The sequence below is a fragment of the Acidisarcina sp. genome (assembly GCA_035539175.1).
Lineage (GTDB): Bacteria > Acidobacteriota > Terriglobia > Terriglobales > Acidobacteriaceae > JANXZS01.
Map to the genome: position 1 here is coordinate 60,543 of DATLIY010000009.1, position 17,098 is coordinate 77,640.

Genomic DNA, 17,098 nt, shown 5'->3' on the forward strand with positions numbered 1-17,098 from the left:
GAAATCGATGCAGGAAAGCGATACAGGAAACGAGTTAGCGAGCCTCAAAATTGCAGTTTTAGGCGCGGGCAAGATGGGGGGAATTCTGCTTCAGGCATTCCTGGCGCAGAATCTTTTTGCGCCAGAGCAGATCCTCGCCACGGTTGCTCATCCAGAGCGCGCCGTAGCTCTCACCGCACAGTGGGGCGTGAATGTCTCCACGGATAATGTGGCGGCCGCCCGTGCCGCAGACCTTATCCTGCTCGCGGTTAAGCCCTTTCAGGTTCCTGACGTGATGGAGCAGATCCGCCCCGTACTCACGCCGGAAAAGACCCTCATCTCGGTCGTCACGTCGGTAAAGACCAGGGCAATTGAAGATGCTGCTGGCATAGAAATTCCGGTGATCCGCGCCATGCCCAATACCCCCTCCATGCTTGGCGCCGGTGCAGCCGCATTGTGCCGCGGGCGCTTTGTGGACGCGGGACACATGCGGCTCGCCGAGCACGTCTTCCAGACCGTTGGACGCACCGTGGTCGTGGATGAAAAGAACATGGACGCCGTTACCGGTCTCTCCGCCAGCGGGCCTGCCTTCATCTACATCATCATCGAGTCGCTGGCCGAAGCTGGGGTCAAGGTGGGCCTGCCCCGCGATGTCGCCACGCTGCTGGCCGCCCAAACCACCTATGGAGCTGCACGGATGGTACTCGAGACTGGCTCCCATCCCGCCCTGCTCAAGGACCAGGTGACAACGCCCGCCGGCTGTACCATCGATGGCATCCTCGAGTTGGAGGACGGGGGCCTCCGCGTAACCCTCATCAAGGCGGTGATGCGTGCGGCGCAGCGCGCCAGGGAACTTGCCAACGACTAGCTCCTCCCATTGCAGGCGCATCCCGGATAAAACAGCACGAGGCAGCTCTTCCCGTCAGAAGAGCTGCCTCGATTCCTTTGCTGCTGGCCCTATCGGTAGAAACTCAATCTCAGCCACCTGCCGGGAAAAAACACGGCTCCCTGGCCCGGCGAAATGCATCCCAAACTTTACCGTGTGTTTCATGCCCGGGTGTAGAGTTCTCCCTGTGATACTCGTCACGAGCGAACGCAGTTCGCGCGCGATACCCTCTGTACAGCCAACATTCTTGCGAGGTATTACCGATGAATGGCCCTCTGAGCCAGGAACTTCTCTCCAAGATGGACGCCTACTGGCGCGCCTCAAATTACCTAACCGTTGGCCAGATTTATCTGAAAGACAATCCTCTGCTTGAAGAACCCCTCACAATTGACCACATTAAGCCGCGACTGCTGGGACATTGGGGAACGACGACCGGGCTGAATTTCATCTATGTGCATCTCAATCGCATCATCAATGAGCGCGATCTGGACATGATGTACATCATCGGACCTGGTCATGGCGGTCCGGGCCTGGTTGCGCAGACCTACCTCGAAGGCTCGTATACCGAGATCTACCCCAACATCGAGCAGAATCGCGATGGAATGAAGCGCCTCTTCCGGCAGTTCTCGTGGCCCTATGGAATCCCCAGCCACGTCGCTGCAGAGACACCTGGATCCATACACGAAGGCGGAGAGCTTGGCTATTCGCTCGTGCACGCGTATGGCGCGGTCCTCGATAACCCTAACCTGGTGGTCGCCTGTATCGTCGGCGATGGAGAAGCAGAGACCGGACCGCTCGCTACCTCGTGGCACTCAAACAAGTTTCTTAATCCGAAGACAGATGGCGCGGTTCTGCCAATCCTGCACCTTAACGGTTACAAAATAGCAAACCCAACCATTCTGGCGCGCATCCCGCATGCGGAGCTGGAAGAACTCTTCCGCGGATATGGCTACGAGCCTATCACCGTAGAAGGGGATGACCCGCCGGTTGTGCATCAGCAGATGGCGGCCGCACTGGACACCATCATGGATAAGATCGCCGCGATCCAGAAGAGCGCCCGTGAGGACAACAATCTGGAGCGGCCGCGCTGGCCTCTGCTCATCCTCAAGACGCCCAAGGGATGGACGGGCCCCAAGATGGTCGATGGCAAACAGGTAGAGGGCACCTGGCGCTCGCACCAGGTACCGTTCTCTGAAATGCATGATAAGCCCGAGCACATCCACATTCTCGAGCAGTGGATGAAGAGCTATAAGCCGGAGGAGCTTTTCGACGAGAATGGCAAGTTTCGCGCCGAGCTAGCCGATATCGCGCCCAAGGGCCGCCGGCGCATGGGTATGAATCCCAATGCCAACGGAGGACTTCTGCTGAAGCCGCTGCGGATGCCGGACTTCCGCGACTTTGCCATCGAGACTCCTGGGCCGGGCCAGGTGAATGCAGAGGCAACTCGCGTCCTGGGATATTTTCTGCGCGAAATAATGCGCAACAATCTGGAGACAAAAAATTTCCGCGTTGTGGGACCCGACGAGACGGCTTCCAACCGCATTGACGCCGTAATCGAGGTCACCGGGAAGCGATGGGTGGCCGAGACGCTGCCGGTGGATGAGAATCTATCCGTTGATGGACGCACCATGGAGATTCTGAGCGAGCACATGTGCCAGGGCTGGCTGGAAGGCTATCTGCTTACAGGCCGTCATGGCTTCTTCTCCTGCTACGAGGCGTTCATCCACATCGTCGATTCGATGGTGAACCAGCATGCAAAGTGGCTGAAAGTGACGCACTCGCTGCCGTGGCGCAAGCCGATTGCCTCACTCAATTATCTGCTGACCTCCCACGTCTGGCGTCAGGACCATAATGGCTTCTCGCATCAAGATCCAGGATTCATCGACCATCTGGCGCACAAGAAGGCCGGGGTGGTGCGCATCTACCTGCCGCCGGACGTGAATACCCTGCTCTCGGTCGCGGACCATTGCTTGAAGAGCCGCGATTACATCAACCTCATTGTTGCCGGCAAACAACCCGCGCCAGTCTACCTGACGATGGAAGAAGCCGAGCGGCATTGCACCGTGGGCCTGGGCATCTGGAAGTGGGCAAGCACGGACGATGGCAAGGACCCCGATGTGGTCATGGCATGCTGCGGAGACGTTCCAACGCTCGAAACACTGGCGGCGGTTGAACTGCTGCGTGAGCAGGTACCGGACATCCGTATACGCGTCGTGAACGTAGTAGACCTGATGACCCTGCAGCCAGCCGAGGAGCATCCACACGGGCTTGCCGATGGCGACTTCGACGAAATCTTCACCGCAGACAAGCCGGTAATCTTTGCCCATCACGGCTATCCCATGCTTATCCATCAATTCACCTATCGGCGACGCAATCACGGCAACATCCATGTCCGTGGCTATAAGGAAGAAGGCACCACAACCACGCCTTTCGATATGTGCGTTCTCAACAATATCGATCGCTTCCAGCTCACGCTCGATGCGATACACCGCATACCTCGGTTCAAAGACAAGGTCGATCAGGCCAATCAGGCTTACTCGGAAGCAATACAGCGTCACAAACTTTATGTTTCTGCATTCGGAGAAGACCTGCCGGAAGTAAGAAATTGGAAGTGGAAAATCAGTAGAGGAACGGATGCAAAATAAACCAATACTTGTAATCAACAGTGGATCATCTTCAATCAAATTTTCGCTTTTTCATGCGTCGGAGCACGATAGAACTAAGCTCTTTGAAGGCGCGGTAGACGGCATCGGCACTGACCGGGGCTCATTCTGGATCAAGGACGCTTCTGGCAAGAAGCTTCGTGACGAGACCCCGGCGCTGCCTACCCGGAATGTCGCCTTTAAACTCGTTACCGATACTCTTCGCAATCCCCAATTCCCCTATCCCGCCGCCATCGGCCATCGTATGGTCGCTGGCGGCCCGAACCTGACCAGGCATCAGCGCATCACGCCGGAGGTTCTCGACGAGATGGAGCGCAACGTGTCCTTCGCACCGTTGCACACTCCGATCGCTGCCTACATCATGCGAGAAGCGCGGGTTCTCTTCCCAGACGTGCCGAACTTCGTCTGCTTCGACACTGCCTTTCACACCACAATCCCCGAAGTTGCACAACGCTTCGCCATCCCCGAGAAATACTGGAAGCAGGGTGTTCGCCGCTATGGGGCCCACGGCATTTCGTATGAATCGATCGTCTACCAGCTTGAGCAGCAGAAGGCCCTGCCTGAGCGCCTGATCGTTGCCCACCTGGGCAATGGAGCCAGCATCACGGCCATCAGGAAAGGCAAGTCCCTGGATACCAGCATGGGACTGACGCCGACCGGCGGTCTCATCTCCGGCACTCGCACCGGTGATATTGATCCTGGCGTATTGCTCTACATACTGCGGGATATCAACGGCAGCGCGGATGAGTTGGAGACCATTGCGGCGAAGAAGTCCGGCCTGCTGGGGGTCTCGCAAATCTCAAATGACATGCGCGAGCTGCGCGACGCCATTGCTGCGGGGAACCAGAATGCAGCCATGGCGGTAGCTTTGTTCGCCTACTCTGTGAAGAAGTTCATCAGCAGCTATATCGGTGTCCTTGGCGGCCTCGACATGCTGGTGTTCACGGGAGGCATTGGCGAAAACGACATCGCTGCGCGTGCTGAGATCTGCGCCGGACTCGAGCACCTCGGAATCACCCTGGATGCGAAGCGCAACAATGTTCGCGGCGAGGCTGTCATTTCGAGTGAAACCTCCCCGGTGCTCGTGCGGGTCATTCCACCAGCCGAAGACCTGCTGATCGTCAACCACGTCTATAGGATGATGCAGGAAAAATAAGCCGATAAAGGCGTAAAGAGACAGCGGCGTGATGCAAATCATGCCGCTGTCTTGCTTTGCTATGGCGGCGTCAACTTCCAGCCTGGGCATAAAATACTACCTGTCAGGTTCTCTTTCGTTGTCAGACGCTTTCCCTGATGTAATAATCCGCTGTTTACCGCAGGAGCACTGGATGAACGCGCACGCCGTCGAAGTACCTGTCCCCGCTCAGAACCCCGCAAGCGGCAAACTTGCGAGCTTCGCCTGGGGGATCCTGGGCTATAACATCGCCGTCATTCTATGGGGAGGACTGGTACGTGCCACCGGCTCCGGCGCCGGCTGCGGAGAGCACTGGCCGCTCTGCAATGGCACGGTGGTGCAGCACTCACCCAGCGTCCAGACCATGATCGAAATGACGCATCGCATGACCAGCGGCATCACTTTGCTGGCTACGATCGCGCTCGTCGTCTGGACCTTCCGCGGAACAGTGCGCAGGCACATCGCGCGCATCACAGTCGTTGCTGCCGCGATCCTCATGCTGAATGAAGCATTTCTGGGTGCCCTGATTGTGGTCCTGGGCAAAGTTGCCCGCGACCAGTCCCCTTCTCGCGGAGCCTACCTCTCCCTGCACCTGGCAAATACCTTGCTGCTGGTTGCGGCTCTCACGCTGACGGCACACTTTCTTTCCCGCCGTGCCGGCTTCCTGCGCGGCGACGTAAGATACCGCTCCATCGCACTGGCTGCGCTCGGACTGGTGGCCACGCTCTTTGTCGGGGTCAGCGGTTCGCTGGCCGCGCTGGGTGATTCCCTGTTTCCCTCGACGTCGCTCCAGACCGCCCTGCGCCAGGACTTTGCCACGACCGGAACACTGTTATTGCGACTGCGCTGGCTGCATCCGGTGCTCGGCTTTACCGCTGGATTTTTCATTTGCTGGCTCGTCTACCGCAGCGTGTTTCAGCGTAGCTATTGGGACAATAAAAAGCTGGCGCTGAGCGTGATCGGATTGCTGCTGCTGCAATACGCTCTTGGCGTGGCAGATGTCATGTTGCTGGCGCCTGTGTGGATGCAAATCGTGCATCTTCTTGGTGCGGATCTCTTGTGGATCACGCTGGTAGTGCTTGCCGCCCGACTCTGCGTACAGCCGGCAACCGTTATCAAGGCCCACGCTTGACTTCATCCATTGTCGTCCGGCCGCCACACTTGTCATCCTGAGCGAAGGATCGGCTCCTACATAACCATTGTCATCCTGAGCGAAGCGAAGGATCGGCAGACTCAGTCAAAGATCACGGTCTTGTTGCCATAGCACAAGATGCGGCGCTCCAGATGCCAGCGCACCGCCCGCGATAACACCACGCGCTCCAGATCGCGTCCCTTGCCAACCAGATCTTCCAACCGGTCGCGATGGGAGATTCGCATGACGTCCTGCTCGATGATTGGTCCCTCGTCCAGCACCTCTGTCACGTAGTGGCTGGTGGCACCGATAAGCTTTACTCCGCGCTGGAAGGCTGCATGGTACGGTTTCGCTCCCACAAAAGCGGGCAAAAAGGAGTGGTGCACGTTGATGATCTTTCTGGGATATCTGGCGACAAACTCCTGCGAAAGAACTTGCATGTATCGCGCAAGCACGACCAGTTCTATGCCGTTCTCCGCCAATAGATCCAGCTGCTTCCGCTCGGCAGCTAACTTGTTGCCGGAAAGAACCGGAATGAAATGGAACGGTATGTTGTGGAAACTCGCCAGGTCGCGCGCATCTTCGTGATTGCTGATGATGAGAGCGATCCTGCAGGGAAACTCGCCAATCTGGTGGCGATAGAGCAGGTCTACCAGGCAATGCTGATAATGCGAGACAAAAATTGCGACTGCGGGACGGCATTGTCCAAAAGTCACCTGCCACTTAAAGCCATACTCCTCCGCAACCGGAGTAAACGCCGCGGCAAATCCCCGCTCGTCGAGATCGAACTCAGCGAGGGACCACTCAATCCGCATGAAGAACAGGCCCAGATCCGCGTCCTGGTGCTGATCGGCATGCAGGATGTTTCCTCCATGCTCCAGCAGAAACTGCGCAATGCCGAAGACCAACCCCTTTCGGTCGGCGCAATAGAGCAACAGGATGGCACTAGAATCCATGACGACTCCCATGACAAAAGATCTCTACAGATGGAGACAATGTTTCAGAGATAAAGGGCGAGCCGCTGAGAGTCGCCCTTGTTCAGAATGATGGCCCTCTAGCGGATCAGTACCCCGGTGGCCGAATATACCGAATCATCTACCGGCGCTTCGATTCGCGGCAGGCTAGGAGTGGGCGTCAGCAACTCCCAAGCCCCACCTTGCAGCAGCAACGTATCTTCTACCTTGCCACCGCGAATGCTCGGGTTCCAGGCAAATGCCTGGGCATCGACGACGGTGTCCGATCCTGCGGGGGTTGCTACCCATTCGCGCTCCAGGTATCCGGTGGGGCCACCCTGGTGGTGACGCTCCTCTTCACCCGCAAAACCGACCTCCTGATAAGCCTTTTGCGCCACGGCAAACAGATCGGCGCCAGTCGCGCCAACCCGCGTGGCATCCAGCAATGCAGCATTCACCTTTGACGCAGCTACAAAGCGAACGGCCAGTTCCGATGGCAGAGGACCAAAGTGAACGAAGCGCGTCATCGAGACAGAGAGGCCCCACTTCCGGCTGCAGAGGTTCAGCATGCCGAACTCCTCAAGAACCGCCCCGCGAGCCACGGCGTGTTTGTACCGCAGCACACGATCATCGGCAGCCATCAAGAGTACCGACGGCAGAATCCCGCGGCGCAGCAACGCATGGCCAATGCGGCCCTCCATCTCATACTCGGTAATGCCTGGCTCAAGCGACTCCAGCACCTCAACGGTTGCGTCGGCAGTCTGCCGGCCAAGCCATCGATAACGCGCGATCTCCGGCTCAGTCAGGCTGGCGCGAAGAGGATAGAAATTGACTGGCGTAAAGTCCGCCGTAGGATAATCGCAGCCCAGGGGGCCGCCAGCAAGCTTGCGCGCCTGGGACAACAGTTTGTCCTCGTACCAGGGATAGGTGACGGCCTCGAAGTCGAGGTCCTCGAACTCCTCCTCCGCCTGCCGCCGTGATTCATTCTCAGTGGTCAGATAGAAGCGGCGGCCCTGTGCGGTGATGAGCAGCGCGCCCACTGCGGTCTCCTGCGGGATGCAGACGCGCATCTCCACCGCTCCGCCTGTAGCCCACGCGATGTTTTCACTTCGGCGAATCAACACCGCGGCAAGCCCCTGGGCTCGCAGGAAAGCACTTAATCTGGCGTGTTTGCCTTCAATTTCCGCATTCCAAGCTGACTCCGCGACCAGCGTCTCGCCGCCAATAATCAATTCTCTGCTGATGATCTTCGTCATCCCTCTCCTATTTCGTCCTGGCCGCTACGGATCCTGACCAGGCTCAGTTGATCCTTGTTCTGGCCTCGGCGGCTATAAGGCGCAGCTCCGGCAGCACATCTCCAAGACTACAGGACTCTGACGAACGTGTTCCCAGGGCAAAGTAAGCTTTGCGGTAGAGGCGATACAGACGTTGATAGACCAGGACCGCAGCCGGATCCGGCTCAAAGGTCGTGTGCGAGAGGCACATCGCCTGCTGCGCCTCTTCGATGGTGCTGAATGCATCTGCCGCGCACATGGCGATGATGCCCGATCCAAGGCTGGTTGGCAAACCCGACGGCACCAGCACCGGCTTCCCCAGTACATTGGCATATACCTGGTTCAGAACGCGATTGTGCTGCGGTATTCCGCCTGCGTTGATCACCCGGTCGACAGGAACTCCATGCTCCGCCATTCGCTCCAGAATAATGCGCGTGTGAAAGGCGGTTCCCTCGATGGCGGCAAACAATTCGTCCTGTGCAGTCGAGAGCAGATTCCAGCCGAAAGTCACGCCGCCAAGCTCCGGGTTCACCAGCACGGTGCGGTCGCCATTGTCCCAGGTAAGCCTCAGGAGGCCCGTCTGCCCGGGCTCATAGGATTCGAGGCCCTTCGACAGCTCCGCTACTTTGACGCCCGCCCGCCGGGCAATGGCTTCAAAAATATCTCCTGTAGCCGAGAGGCCCGCCTCAATACCGGTATATTTCGGGTGCACACTGCCGGGAACGACGCCGCAGACACCAGGAACCAGTTGCGGGGCCTTCGCCATGGCAATGATGCAAGTAGAGGTGCCGACGACGTTGACCACATCTCCCTCGCGGCAGCCCGCGCCCAGGGCGTCCCAGTGAGCATCGAAGGCTCCAACGGGAACGGGTATTGCGGAGCGCAGGCCGAGTTCGCCGGCCCAGTACTGGCTAAGATGCCCGGCAAGGAAATCAGAGGTGTGATACTCGCCAGCAAGCTTGTCAACCACGCCGTCGAGTAGAGGATCGACACCGCTGAAAAAAGCCTGCGGCGGGAATCCGCCCCAACGCGGGTTCCATAACCATTTGTGGCCCATGGCGCAGACGCTGCGCATGACTTTTGCAGGCTCGGTGATGCCGCAGAGCGTGGCCGCGACCATATCGCAATGCTCCAGCGCCGTGCCGAGCTGCTCGCGCTTTTCAGGATTGTGCCGCAGCCAATGCAGCAGCTTGGCGAATCCCCACTCATGCGAATAGACGCCGCCGCACCAGTCAATCGCCTCAAGATGCTCCCGATGCGCCGCCTCGGTTATCTCCTGAGCTTCCTTCTTCGCGCGATGATCGCACCATAGATAGTAATCATCGAGTGGCTGAAGCCGGGCATCGACGGGGATAACGCTCGATCCCGTCGTATCCAGCGCAATGGCCTCCACCTGGTCTCCCTGGATGCCGGCGTTTGCAACCGCCTCGCGCGTGGCCTGGGTCAAGGCCCGCATGTGATCTGCATGAGACTGGGTCGCATAGTCCGGATCGTCTCGCCGGCGATGCAGCGGATACTCCACCGTTGCCGCACCCAGCCTGCCTCGTTTGCTGTCCAGGATCGATACGCGAACACTCAGAGTTCCAAAGTCAACACCCGCTACGATCGCCATCTCCAGCCCTTCTCCTCAAAAAACTGCATGTCCCCTGATCGGGGGCTAATGGATGGGGGCACGGTCTCTCCCGTGCCCCCATCCATAGCTTGTCGGCTGCTGCCAGGAAATTAGTCGTTGAATTCAGGATGGAAGTGGCTCTCCCACCCAAGGTAACGGACCGCTGCCTCATGCACCGCGGATGCGGTCTCCGAGAAGTTCGCCGCAACGTGATGCTCGAAGCCCTCACGGCAGATGTAGCGCAGGAGCTTTTGCATCTGCGGAATCTCCACCACGCCCGCACCGCCAAAGGTGGCCAATGGATCGTCGGTAAACCGGCCGTTGCCAGTGTAGCCACGAATTACGCCGCGACGATCGTCGGTAGAGTAGCGTGCGAAGCTCATCGCTCCAGCCTTCACGGTGCCGACGCAGGTTCCAAAGGTATTTTCCTTGCCGACCGTGCCCGCGATGATGGCCTGGTAGTCCATCTTCACCACATCCTTAAAGAAGTGCTTGGGCAGGTTGGAGCAATGGAAACAGACCGCCTTATCCGGGTTATCGCCATAGTTGTTGTTCCAATCCAGCAACGCCGAAGGAGTACCGGAGGCCAGCGCCAGCATATACATACTGAGTGTTCCTGGGACATCCACTTCACAGGCACTCGGGATAAGCTCGTTCGACATCATGCTCATGATGGTGCACGGCACAACGCCAAAGAACTCTTCCATCGACGTCCAGCACTGCACCGCGCTGATGGTGACGTTGGTCTTCTTCATCCACCTATCGATCACCGCGCCAAGCTTGGCCATCTTCAGCAACGCATCTTCCGGAATGCCGCTCGTTGTGACATAGGACTTGATCGCAGCCAGCTTAGCCTGTGCCGCATCGTCGTTATCCTGCATGCGGTTGATACCGCCAAATACCTCGGAGAGGTCCAGCGGTTCAACCGAGATACCGCTCGACTCAAGAATCCGCTCACTGTAGCGAACCGTGTTGAATGCAGCCGGACGCGCGCCAATGGAGCCAATACGCAGGTTCTTGAGGCCACTGACGACCCGGCAGACCGAAGCAAACCACTTCAGATCCTTCTGAAAAAGCTCCGATGCCGGATCTTCCGTATGCAGAGTGGTCAGCGAATAAGGGATCTTGTACTGCATCATGTTATTGCAGGCCGACATTTTGCCGCAGAAGCTATCGCGGCGAAAAGCGATCGTCATCTTCTCGGTTTTGTCGGGGGTAGCCTGCACCAGTACAGGAACGTTAAGGCCAGCGAGACGAATTGCATCGACGATGCCGCGCTCTTCTCCAAAGTTCGGCAGCGTGACGATAATGCCTTCAATCTCATCGCGATGTTTCTTGAAGAGATCGGCGCATCGGCGCGACTCTTCATAGGTTTCTACCGCGCCATGCTCGCTGTCTTCCGGGCCAAGCACAATGGGCTTGATGCCGGCAAGTTGCAGCGCAGCAATAATCTCGTCGCGGCCAGTTTTAGCTAGATGACTCGGAAAAAATCCGCGATTTCCTACAATAACTCCCATCGACATTGGCTTTGGTGTCGCCATTTGTATTCTCCTAAGAAAACTGTTTATTTATGGCCCGGCTTGAACCTGAGGTCATAGAACAGGCCGAGCCCAAGCAGGACTGCTCCCCACCATATCGGCGCGTGATATTGCGCCAGTTGAACATTTGCATAGTGTCCGGTGACCCACTCAGACACGCCATAGCCCAAAATAAGCGCACCGTAAATAGTCAGCAGCACGCCAATGAAGAACCAGATTGAAAGACCGGAAGAATGCATCGTACGACTCCAATTCCTGATTCAGCGTTGGACTACCAGAAGATCAGGTTCAAGATAAAGAACACCACTATGACGACTGAAGCCCAGAACCAGTGATTCTTATAGAGCGGCACGGGACCCTCGGAGGGAATCGCCGTCTCTCCATAGACGAGTCCCGAGAGCTCCTCCAGCGACTTCGGCTTGGTAAACATGCTGACGACGAAGGTCACGGTTACGCAAACGACAAAGGACCACAAGGCACGATAGAGGTTTTCCGCCATGTCCTTCGCATCGGAGGAAAAGGCAACGATCGACAGCGCACTGTGATCGACCTTGACCCAGGTGTAGAGACCGATGGAGGTGACTGTGCCCGCAAGCAGGCCCCAGAAGCCCCCGGGGGCCGTGGCTCTCTTCCAGAACATGCCGGCCAGAATCGTACCCAGCAAGGGCGCGATGAAGAAGCTGAAGAGCGCCTGCACATAATCCATAATGCCCTGCGCGTGCATCACGAGATAGGCGGTTCCAATGGAGACCAGCACCCCGAGGATTGTTGCCCAGCGGCCCACCATAACGTAATGCTTATCCGGTGCATTCTTTTTAAGGTGTGGCTGATAGATATCGTAGGTCCACACCGCCGAGAAGGCACTGACGTTCCCCGCCATCCCGGACATGAAGCCCGCAATCAAAGCGGTAATCCCCAACCCCAGCAGTCCAGGCCCGCAGTAGCGCACCATCAGCAGCGGAAGCACCTCGTTATAGCTGTGGGGATTCGCGGCGCTCAACGCGTTCTCACCAACCAGGTGCATCAGGCTGCCATCCGGATTCTGCAGCAGAACCAGCCCCAGCAGGCCAGGAAGAATCACGATGAACGGAACCGCCATCTTGAAGACTGAAGCTATGATTGGCGCCATCTGCGCCGAGCGCAGGCTATTTGCAGCCAATACCCTCTGCACCACCAGAAAATCGGTCGTCCAGTATCCGAACGAGATCACAAAGCCGAGACCGAAGACAATCCCCGTCCAGTGCACTCCCATGGGATTACTGGAAAAGTGAGCCAGGCCGCGCCACATGTGCGTATAGTCCTGATTCTGGTAGTTCATTAAAATCTTCGCCTGCAGGTTATGCCATCCGCCCGCCTGGATGAGCCCCAGAATCGGGACCAGCAACGCGCCAGCCCAGATCAACACAAATTGCAGCACTTCATTGAAGATCGCGGAGCGCAACCCGCCCAGCGTCACGTAAACCGCTACGGCGATTGACGATACAAAGATGCTGAAGGTTATATTCCAGCCGAGCACAACCTTCATCACCACGGCCATGGCAAACATATTCACGCCGCTCATCAGGATCGTCATGAAGGCGAAAGAAACCGCCGCCAGCACACGGCTGGACTCACCAAAACGAAGCTTCAGATATCCCGGCACCGAGTGCGTCTTCGATACGTAGTAGAACGGCATCATGACCAGGCCGAGAAACAGCATGGCGGGAATGGCGCCAATCCAATACCAGTGCGCGGCCAAGATGCCGTATTGATAGGCTGATCCGGCCCAGCCCATCAATTCGAGAGATCCCAGATTCGCCGAGACGAAGCTCAAACCCGCGATCCACGCGGTCATCTCGCGACCGGCCATAAAGAATTCTTCGCTCGTGTTGGCTTGCTGCTTCAGATGAAAGCCAATAAAGAGCACCATCGCGAAGTAAACCGCGATCACGATCACATCCAGCGCCGTAAGATGCGCCAAAGATTTGCCAGGCTGGAAAAACATCGCCAGGGAGGAGACGCTAAGGCCAGCTGTTGTAGTCAGGAGTGGAACCATTCTGTCGAAGCCCTCATTCCCGTCGCTCTCCGCGAAGGGCATTCCGTCGATCTATCCTCTTCATGCAACGCTGCAGAAGTTGGTGCGTATCAATGCTTCTCTTCAGGAGTGCGCTGTCCGTAGGTAGCATTCGCACCGTGCTTGCGCTCATAGTGACGGCGCAATAATGCGGGCGAAACCGGCCCAAGTTCTGGCCGGAGCAGGTTCGCGCGGAATGCCAGCTTTGCCAGATACTCCAGGATGACCGCGGTATGGGCAGCGGCTTCCGGAGACTTGCCCCATGTAAAGGGTGCGTGTCCCGCCACGAGGACTCCAGGCACGGCTTCCGGATCGAGGCCTTTGAAGCGATGTACGATCACGGCGCCTGTGTTTTTCTCGTACTCTCCCTCGATCTGCTCATCGGTCAGCGGCTCTGTCACGGGAACCTCCCCGTTGAAATAATCCGCATGGGTCGTGCCGAAGCAAGGTATCGGCATCTGCGCCTGTGCCCAGGAGGTGGCGAACTCCGAATGCGTATGGACCACTCCTCCGATCGTCGGAAATTCGCGATAAAGGAGCACGTGCGTATCGAGATCGGAGGAGGGATTGAGCGTTCCCTCGACGATCCGGCCCTCCAGATCGGTGATCACCAGATCCTCAGCCTTCAAGCGTTCATAGGGGACGCCGCTGGGCTTGATTGCGATGAGTCCTGCCGAGCGATCGATACCGCTCGCATTCCCGAAGGTGTAGAGCACCAATCCCTGTCGCTGAAGCTCCAGATTGGCGTCTAATACGCGCTTTCTCAAATCGGGGAGTAGCATTGGTTCCTTTGCAGGCTCCGTCCGCCGCAAGACCAAAATTCAGGGCAAGCGGTTCGCGGATTGCGATTGTCATGGGACGCATCCCAGGGTAAATTGATTTACGCTTGAAAATCCAAGCAAAGATTGTCGGAGAATCGTCCACTTATGAAGACTCGGGACGCCAGGATTTTCGCAGGCGACGGGAATCAACGAAAAGACGACTCCGCAATACAATACAACTTCTCAGGAAACGTTTACAACGGGGTATTCTCGCATGCGACGCTTTTTTATTATTTCCCGGTTGAGATCCCAGGCAGCGAGGCATCTTTCCGCACTTGTGCTGGGCATCGCTCTGCTCCTCCACTTCCCTGCCAGGATGGTATTTGCCCAGGCGACGGGGTTTCCGAATGTTCCGCCGCTCCTGGTCGGGGCCGCCTGGTACCCGGAACAATGGAGCGAAGCCACCTGGGACCACGATCTGGCCCTGATGGAGGCTGGAAATATCCACCTCGTGCGCGTGGGAGAGTTCGCCTGGAGCAGCATCGAACCCTCCGAAGGCCAATACAAGCTGGATTGGCTGGAGCGCGGTTGCCAAAGCCGCTGCACATCACATTGTTGTGGTTATGGGAACGCCCTCTGCCGCGCCCCCGGCCTGGCTTACGACTCAGTATCCTGAGACCTTGCGCATCGACGAGAACGGCCGTCGGGACGAGCATGGCAACCGCACCCAGTTCTCCTTCGCCAGCGCCCGCTATCGCCAGTTGGCCCGCCAGGTCGCCGAACAGATGGCCATCCGCTTCGGCAAGAATCCGAATGTAGTCGGCTGGCAGTTAGACAATGAATATGGCAACACATCGTTCGATCCGGAGACACGGCAGCAGTTCCACGCCTGGCTCAAGGCTAAATATGGAACCATCGACAACCTGAATGACCACTGGACGACCACCTATTGGTCGCAAACCTATGACACCTTCGATGAGATTCCGGTTCGTCCGACCGGCGAGAACCCCGGTCTGCTGCTCGACTGGAGACACTTCGTCAGCGAAACCTGGAAGAGCTATTCGCAGAACCAGATCGACGTAATCCGTGCGCATGCTGATCCGCGCCAGTTCATCACGACGAACACGATGGGTTGGTTCGATGGCTTTGATCACTACATCGTTCACTCCAACCTTGATATCGCCGCCTGGGACGACTACGTGGGCGCAGGGCCGTATGACTTCCTCACGAATGGCATGACGCACGACCTGGTCCGCGGGTTCAAGAACAAGAACTTCTGGGTCATGGAGACGCAGCCGGCATTCGTGAACTGGGCGTCGAACAATGCGGCACTCCATCGTGGCGAGGTTCGGGATATGGCGTGGCAGGCCGTGGGCCACGGAGCGGAGGCGGTCGAGTATTGGCAGTGGCGTAGTGCCTTGAATGGCCAGGAACAGTACCATGGCGTGCTGGTTGGAGCCGATGGAACGCCCGTTCCCGTCTATGACGAAATCAAGCAGGTGGGAGCGGAATTCGCCAAAACAGGGACAGCCATTGCCGGTACGACTCCGGACTCTCAGGTCGCTATTCTGCATACCTATGACAGCGTCTGGGCGATCGACTTTCAGCGGCACAACAGGGAATATCAGCCCATCGCCGCGATTGCGCAGTACTACCGGCCATTGCGCCAGATGGCCCAGTCCGTCGATGTGATTTCACCCGACTCCCCGTTGAACAAATACAAGCTGATTGAAGCTCCGGGCCTGAACGTTCTCTCGCAGCAGACTGCAAACCGCCTGATGGACTATGTCAAGCAAGGCGGCAACCTGGTTCTGGGAGCGCGTACGGGGATGAAGGATGAGTACAACGCTCTCTATCCGCAGCGGCAACCCGGCCCTCTGGTGGATTTCCTCGGTGGGCGAGTGGAGCAATTCTACTCGCTGAAAGAGACGATTCCTGTCTCAGGAGAAGCAGGAAGTGGCACAGCAAGCATCTGGGCGGAGCAACTGAGCACCAAGGACCCTTCGACCAAAGTCTTGCTGCGTTACGGAGCCAGCAATGGATGGCTGGATAACCAGCCGGCGATGATTACCCGCGCAGTCGGCAAGGGGACCATTACCTATGTTGGCGCGTGGCTGGACGACGTATTGATCCGGAAGCTAACCGCCGACCTTGTGAAGCAGAGCGGAGTTACGCCTGTCCTGCCAGGCACGCCAGACGGAGTTGAGGTCTGTCAGCGGTCGAATGCCCAGCGCCGGGTCCTCATCCTGATTAACCACACCACGAAGGCTGAGCGCATCGATTTGCATGGCTCTCTGCGTGACCTGCTCGCCGACGGCACACCGCAACGCTCCAGCATCGAACTGGAACCGTATGGCGTCGCCGTGCTCGAACAGTCAAACCGCTAGGCGCCGCACGCCTGCAAAGCACAAGAAGGGTGCCCGGAAGGCACCCTTCTGCATTTTCAAGAAGATTTCATCAACCCGGTTAGACCTAACTGCGCAGTCGCGCCAGCAAATCCTGTGGGTGAACAGGCTTGGCAAGAATCTCAAACTCGTGTCCCTGGCTGCGGGCACGATCGAGGAGATCCGCCGTCGCCGCCTGGCCGGAAAAGAGAAGAATCTTGCACGATGGGAGCATCGCGCGGATCTGGATCGCCGCATCGATACCGTTCAGGTCCGTCATGATGACGTCGCTGATCACCATATCCGGCTGAAGGACCTTCGCGGTCTCTACCGCCTTTTCGCCGCTATATACCGCTGTTGCGCTGAATCCGCTCTGGTTGAGAATGATGGCCAGCGTATCTGCAATCACTCGCTCATCATCGGCTACCAGAACCTTGGGTTTCACTTGGTTGTCTGACATTCGCTCCCTTTTGAACTGGTGCAAGTAACGCGGGTTTCAGAGCAATTGAAGATGCCTCGGTGAGTATGCTCCCTCAAGCAGTGTATCGCTTGATGAAACGCTCCGAATCATACGTTTAAGATGATACGCTTGGCGCAATAGGATGCCTTACTTCGCACCTCACCTTGTCATCTTAAACTAGACATATATCCGGACGGTATTTCCGCCTCCACTTTCGAACTTAGGTAGA

Annotated in this window: 13 protein-coding genes and 1 pseudogene; 6 read left to right on the plus strand and 8 right to left on the minus strand. The window is 57.5% G+C overall.

The annotated features are described in order from the left end of the window. Nucleotides 1–7: 7 nt before the first annotated feature. The 4 genes from proC to VM554_11880 all read left to right on the plus strand — a co-directional run bounded on the left by proC (nucleotide 8) and on the right by VM554_11880 (nucleotide 5,834). A complete protein-coding gene (gene proC, locus VM554_11865) occupies nucleotides 8–847 on the plus strand; it encodes a pyrroline-5-carboxylate reductase (protein ID HVJ09069.1) in 840 nt (279 codons plus the stop codon). A gap of 281 nt (nucleotides 848–1,128) precedes the next feature. Then, the gene (locus VM554_11870; GenBank protein ID HVJ09070.1) at nucleotides 1,129–3,510 is read left to right on the plus strand and encodes a phosphoketolase family protein; all 2,382 of its coding nucleotides are present in this window, start codon (nucleotides 1,129–1,131) and stop codon (nucleotides 3,508–3,510) included. Further along, nucleotides 3,500–4,684, plus strand: coding sequence for an acetate/propionate family kinase (locus VM554_11875; GenBank protein HVJ09071.1), 1,185 nt, complete (start codon nucleotides 3,500–3,502; stop codon nucleotides 4,682–4,684). Before VM554_11870 ends, VM554_11875 begins: the two co-directional genes overlap by 11 nt. A 172-nt stretch (nucleotides 4,685–4,856) precedes the next feature. Further along, complete coding sequence (locus VM554_11880) at nucleotides 4,857–5,834, plus strand: COX15/CtaA family protein (protein ID HVJ09072.1); 978 nt, start codon at nucleotides 4,857–4,859, stop codon at nucleotides 5,832–5,834. A 101-nt stretch (nucleotides 5,835–5,935) separates the two neighbouring features. On the opposite strand, the gene purU is transcribed toward VM554_11880, so the two are convergent. From purU to VM554_11915, 7 genes are all read right to left on the minus strand, one after another. Further along, nucleotides 5,936–6,790, minus strand: a complete 855-nt coding sequence (gene purU / locus VM554_11885; GenBank protein ID HVJ09073.1) for a formyltetrahydrofolate deformylase — start codon at nucleotides 6,788–6,790, stop codon at nucleotides 5,936–5,938. Nucleotides 6,791–6,888: 98 nt separating this feature from the next. Continuing rightward, the gene (locus VM554_11890) at nucleotides 6,889–8,043 is read right to left on the minus strand and encodes an aminopeptidase P family N-terminal domain-containing protein (protein ID HVJ09074.1); all 1,155 of its coding nucleotides are present in this window, start codon (nucleotides 8,041–8,043) and stop codon (nucleotides 6,889–6,891) included. 43 nt (nucleotides 8,044–8,086) lie between these two features. Beyond that, on the minus strand, nucleotides 8,087–9,673 hold the full coding sequence (locus tag VM554_11895) for a ribulokinase (protein HVJ09075.1): 1,587 nt from the start codon (nucleotides 9,671–9,673) through the stop codon (nucleotides 8,087–8,089). 110 nt (nucleotides 9,674–9,783) lie between these two features. After that, nucleotides 9,784–11,214, minus strand: a complete 1,431-nt coding sequence (locus tag VM554_11900) for an L-fucose/L-arabinose isomerase family protein (GenBank protein ID HVJ09076.1) — start codon at nucleotides 11,212–11,214, stop codon at nucleotides 9,784–9,786. Nucleotides 11,215–11,237: 23 nt separating this feature from the next. Next, on the minus strand, nucleotides 11,238–11,450 hold the full coding sequence (locus tag VM554_11905) for a hypothetical protein (protein ID HVJ09077.1): 213 nt from the start codon (nucleotides 11,448–11,450) through the stop codon (nucleotides 11,238–11,240). Nucleotides 11,451–11,482: 32 nt separating this feature from the next. Continuing rightward, nucleotides 11,483–13,288: a sodium:solute symporter family protein gene (locus VM554_11910; protein HVJ09078.1), complete on the minus strand. Its 1,806-nt coding sequence runs from the start codon at nucleotides 13,286–13,288 to the stop codon at nucleotides 11,483–11,485. Between the two features lie 47 nt (nucleotides 13,289–13,335). Further along, entirely contained in the window at nucleotides 13,336–14,046 is a 711-nt protein-coding gene (locus tag VM554_11915) for an L-ribulose-5-phosphate 4-epimerase (protein HVJ09079.1), read from the minus strand. Nucleotides 14,047–14,512: 466 nt separating this feature from the next. Here VM554_11915 and VM554_11920 point away from each other — a divergent pair. After that, nucleotides 14,513–16,184: pseudogene (locus VM554_11920) on the plus strand (beta-galactosidase). Then, nucleotides 16,179–16,412 (plus strand): Beta-galactosidase C-terminal domain, encoded by a 234-nt coding sequence (locus VM554_11925; GenBank protein ID HVJ09080.1) that lies wholly within the window; start codon nucleotides 16,179–16,181, stop codon nucleotides 16,410–16,412. The pseudogene VM554_11920 and the gene VM554_11925 overlap by 6 nt, the downstream one beginning before the upstream one ends. 85 nt (nucleotides 16,413–16,497) lie before the next feature. Here the strand turns inward: VM554_11925 and VM554_11930 are convergent, their stop codons facing one another. Then, nucleotides 16,498–16,869: a response regulator gene (locus VM554_11930; GenBank protein HVJ09081.1), complete on the minus strand. Its 372-nt coding sequence runs from the start codon at nucleotides 16,867–16,869 to the stop codon at nucleotides 16,498–16,500. Nucleotides 16,870–17,098 lie beyond the last annotated feature (229 nt).

Bases quoted from the DNA above. Each gene is read 5' to 3' on its own strand.
- VM554_11880 (HVJ09072.1), top strand. From the start codon at position 4,857: ATGAACGCGCACGCCGTCGAAGTACCTGTCCCCGCTCAGAACCCCGCA.
- VM554_11875 (HVJ09071.1), top strand. From the start codon at position 3,500: ATGCAAAATAAACCAATACTTGTAATCAACAGTGGATCATCTTCAATC.
- VM554_11900 (HVJ09076.1), bottom strand. From the start codon at position 11,214: ATGGCGACACCAAAGCCAATGTCGATGGGAGTTATTGTAGGAAATCGC.
- VM554_11915 (HVJ09079.1), bottom strand. From the start codon at position 14,046: ATGCTACTCCCCGATTTGAGAAAGCGCGTATTAGACGCCAATCTGGAG.
- VM554_11910 (HVJ09078.1), bottom strand. From the start codon at position 13,288: ATGCCCTTCGCGGAGAGCGACGGGAATGAGGGCTTCGACAGAATGGTT.
- VM554_11930 (HVJ09081.1), bottom strand. From the start codon at position 16,869: ATGTCAGACAACCAAGTGAAACCCAAGGTTCTGGTAGCCGATGATGAG.
- proC (HVJ09069.1), top strand. From the start codon at position 8: ATGCAGGAAAGCGATACAGGAAACGAGTTAGCGAGCCTCAAAATTGCA.
- VM554_11890 (HVJ09074.1), bottom strand. From the start codon at position 8,043: ATGACGAAGATCATCAGCAGAGAATTGATTATTGGCGGCGAGACGCTG.
- VM554_11895 (HVJ09075.1), bottom strand. From the start codon at position 9,673: ATGGCGATCGTAGCGGGTGTTGACTTTGGAACTCTGAGTGTTCGCGTA.
- VM554_11870 (HVJ09070.1), top strand. From the start codon at position 1,129: ATGAATGGCCCTCTGAGCCAGGAACTTCTCTCCAAGATGGACGCCTAC.
- purU (HVJ09073.1), bottom strand. From the start codon at position 6,790: ATGGATTCTAGTGCCATCCTGTTGCTCTATTGCGCCGACCGAAAGGGG.
- VM554_11905 (HVJ09077.1), bottom strand. From the start codon at position 11,450: ATGCATTCTTCCGGTCTTTCAATCTGGTTCTTCATTGGCGTGCTGCTG.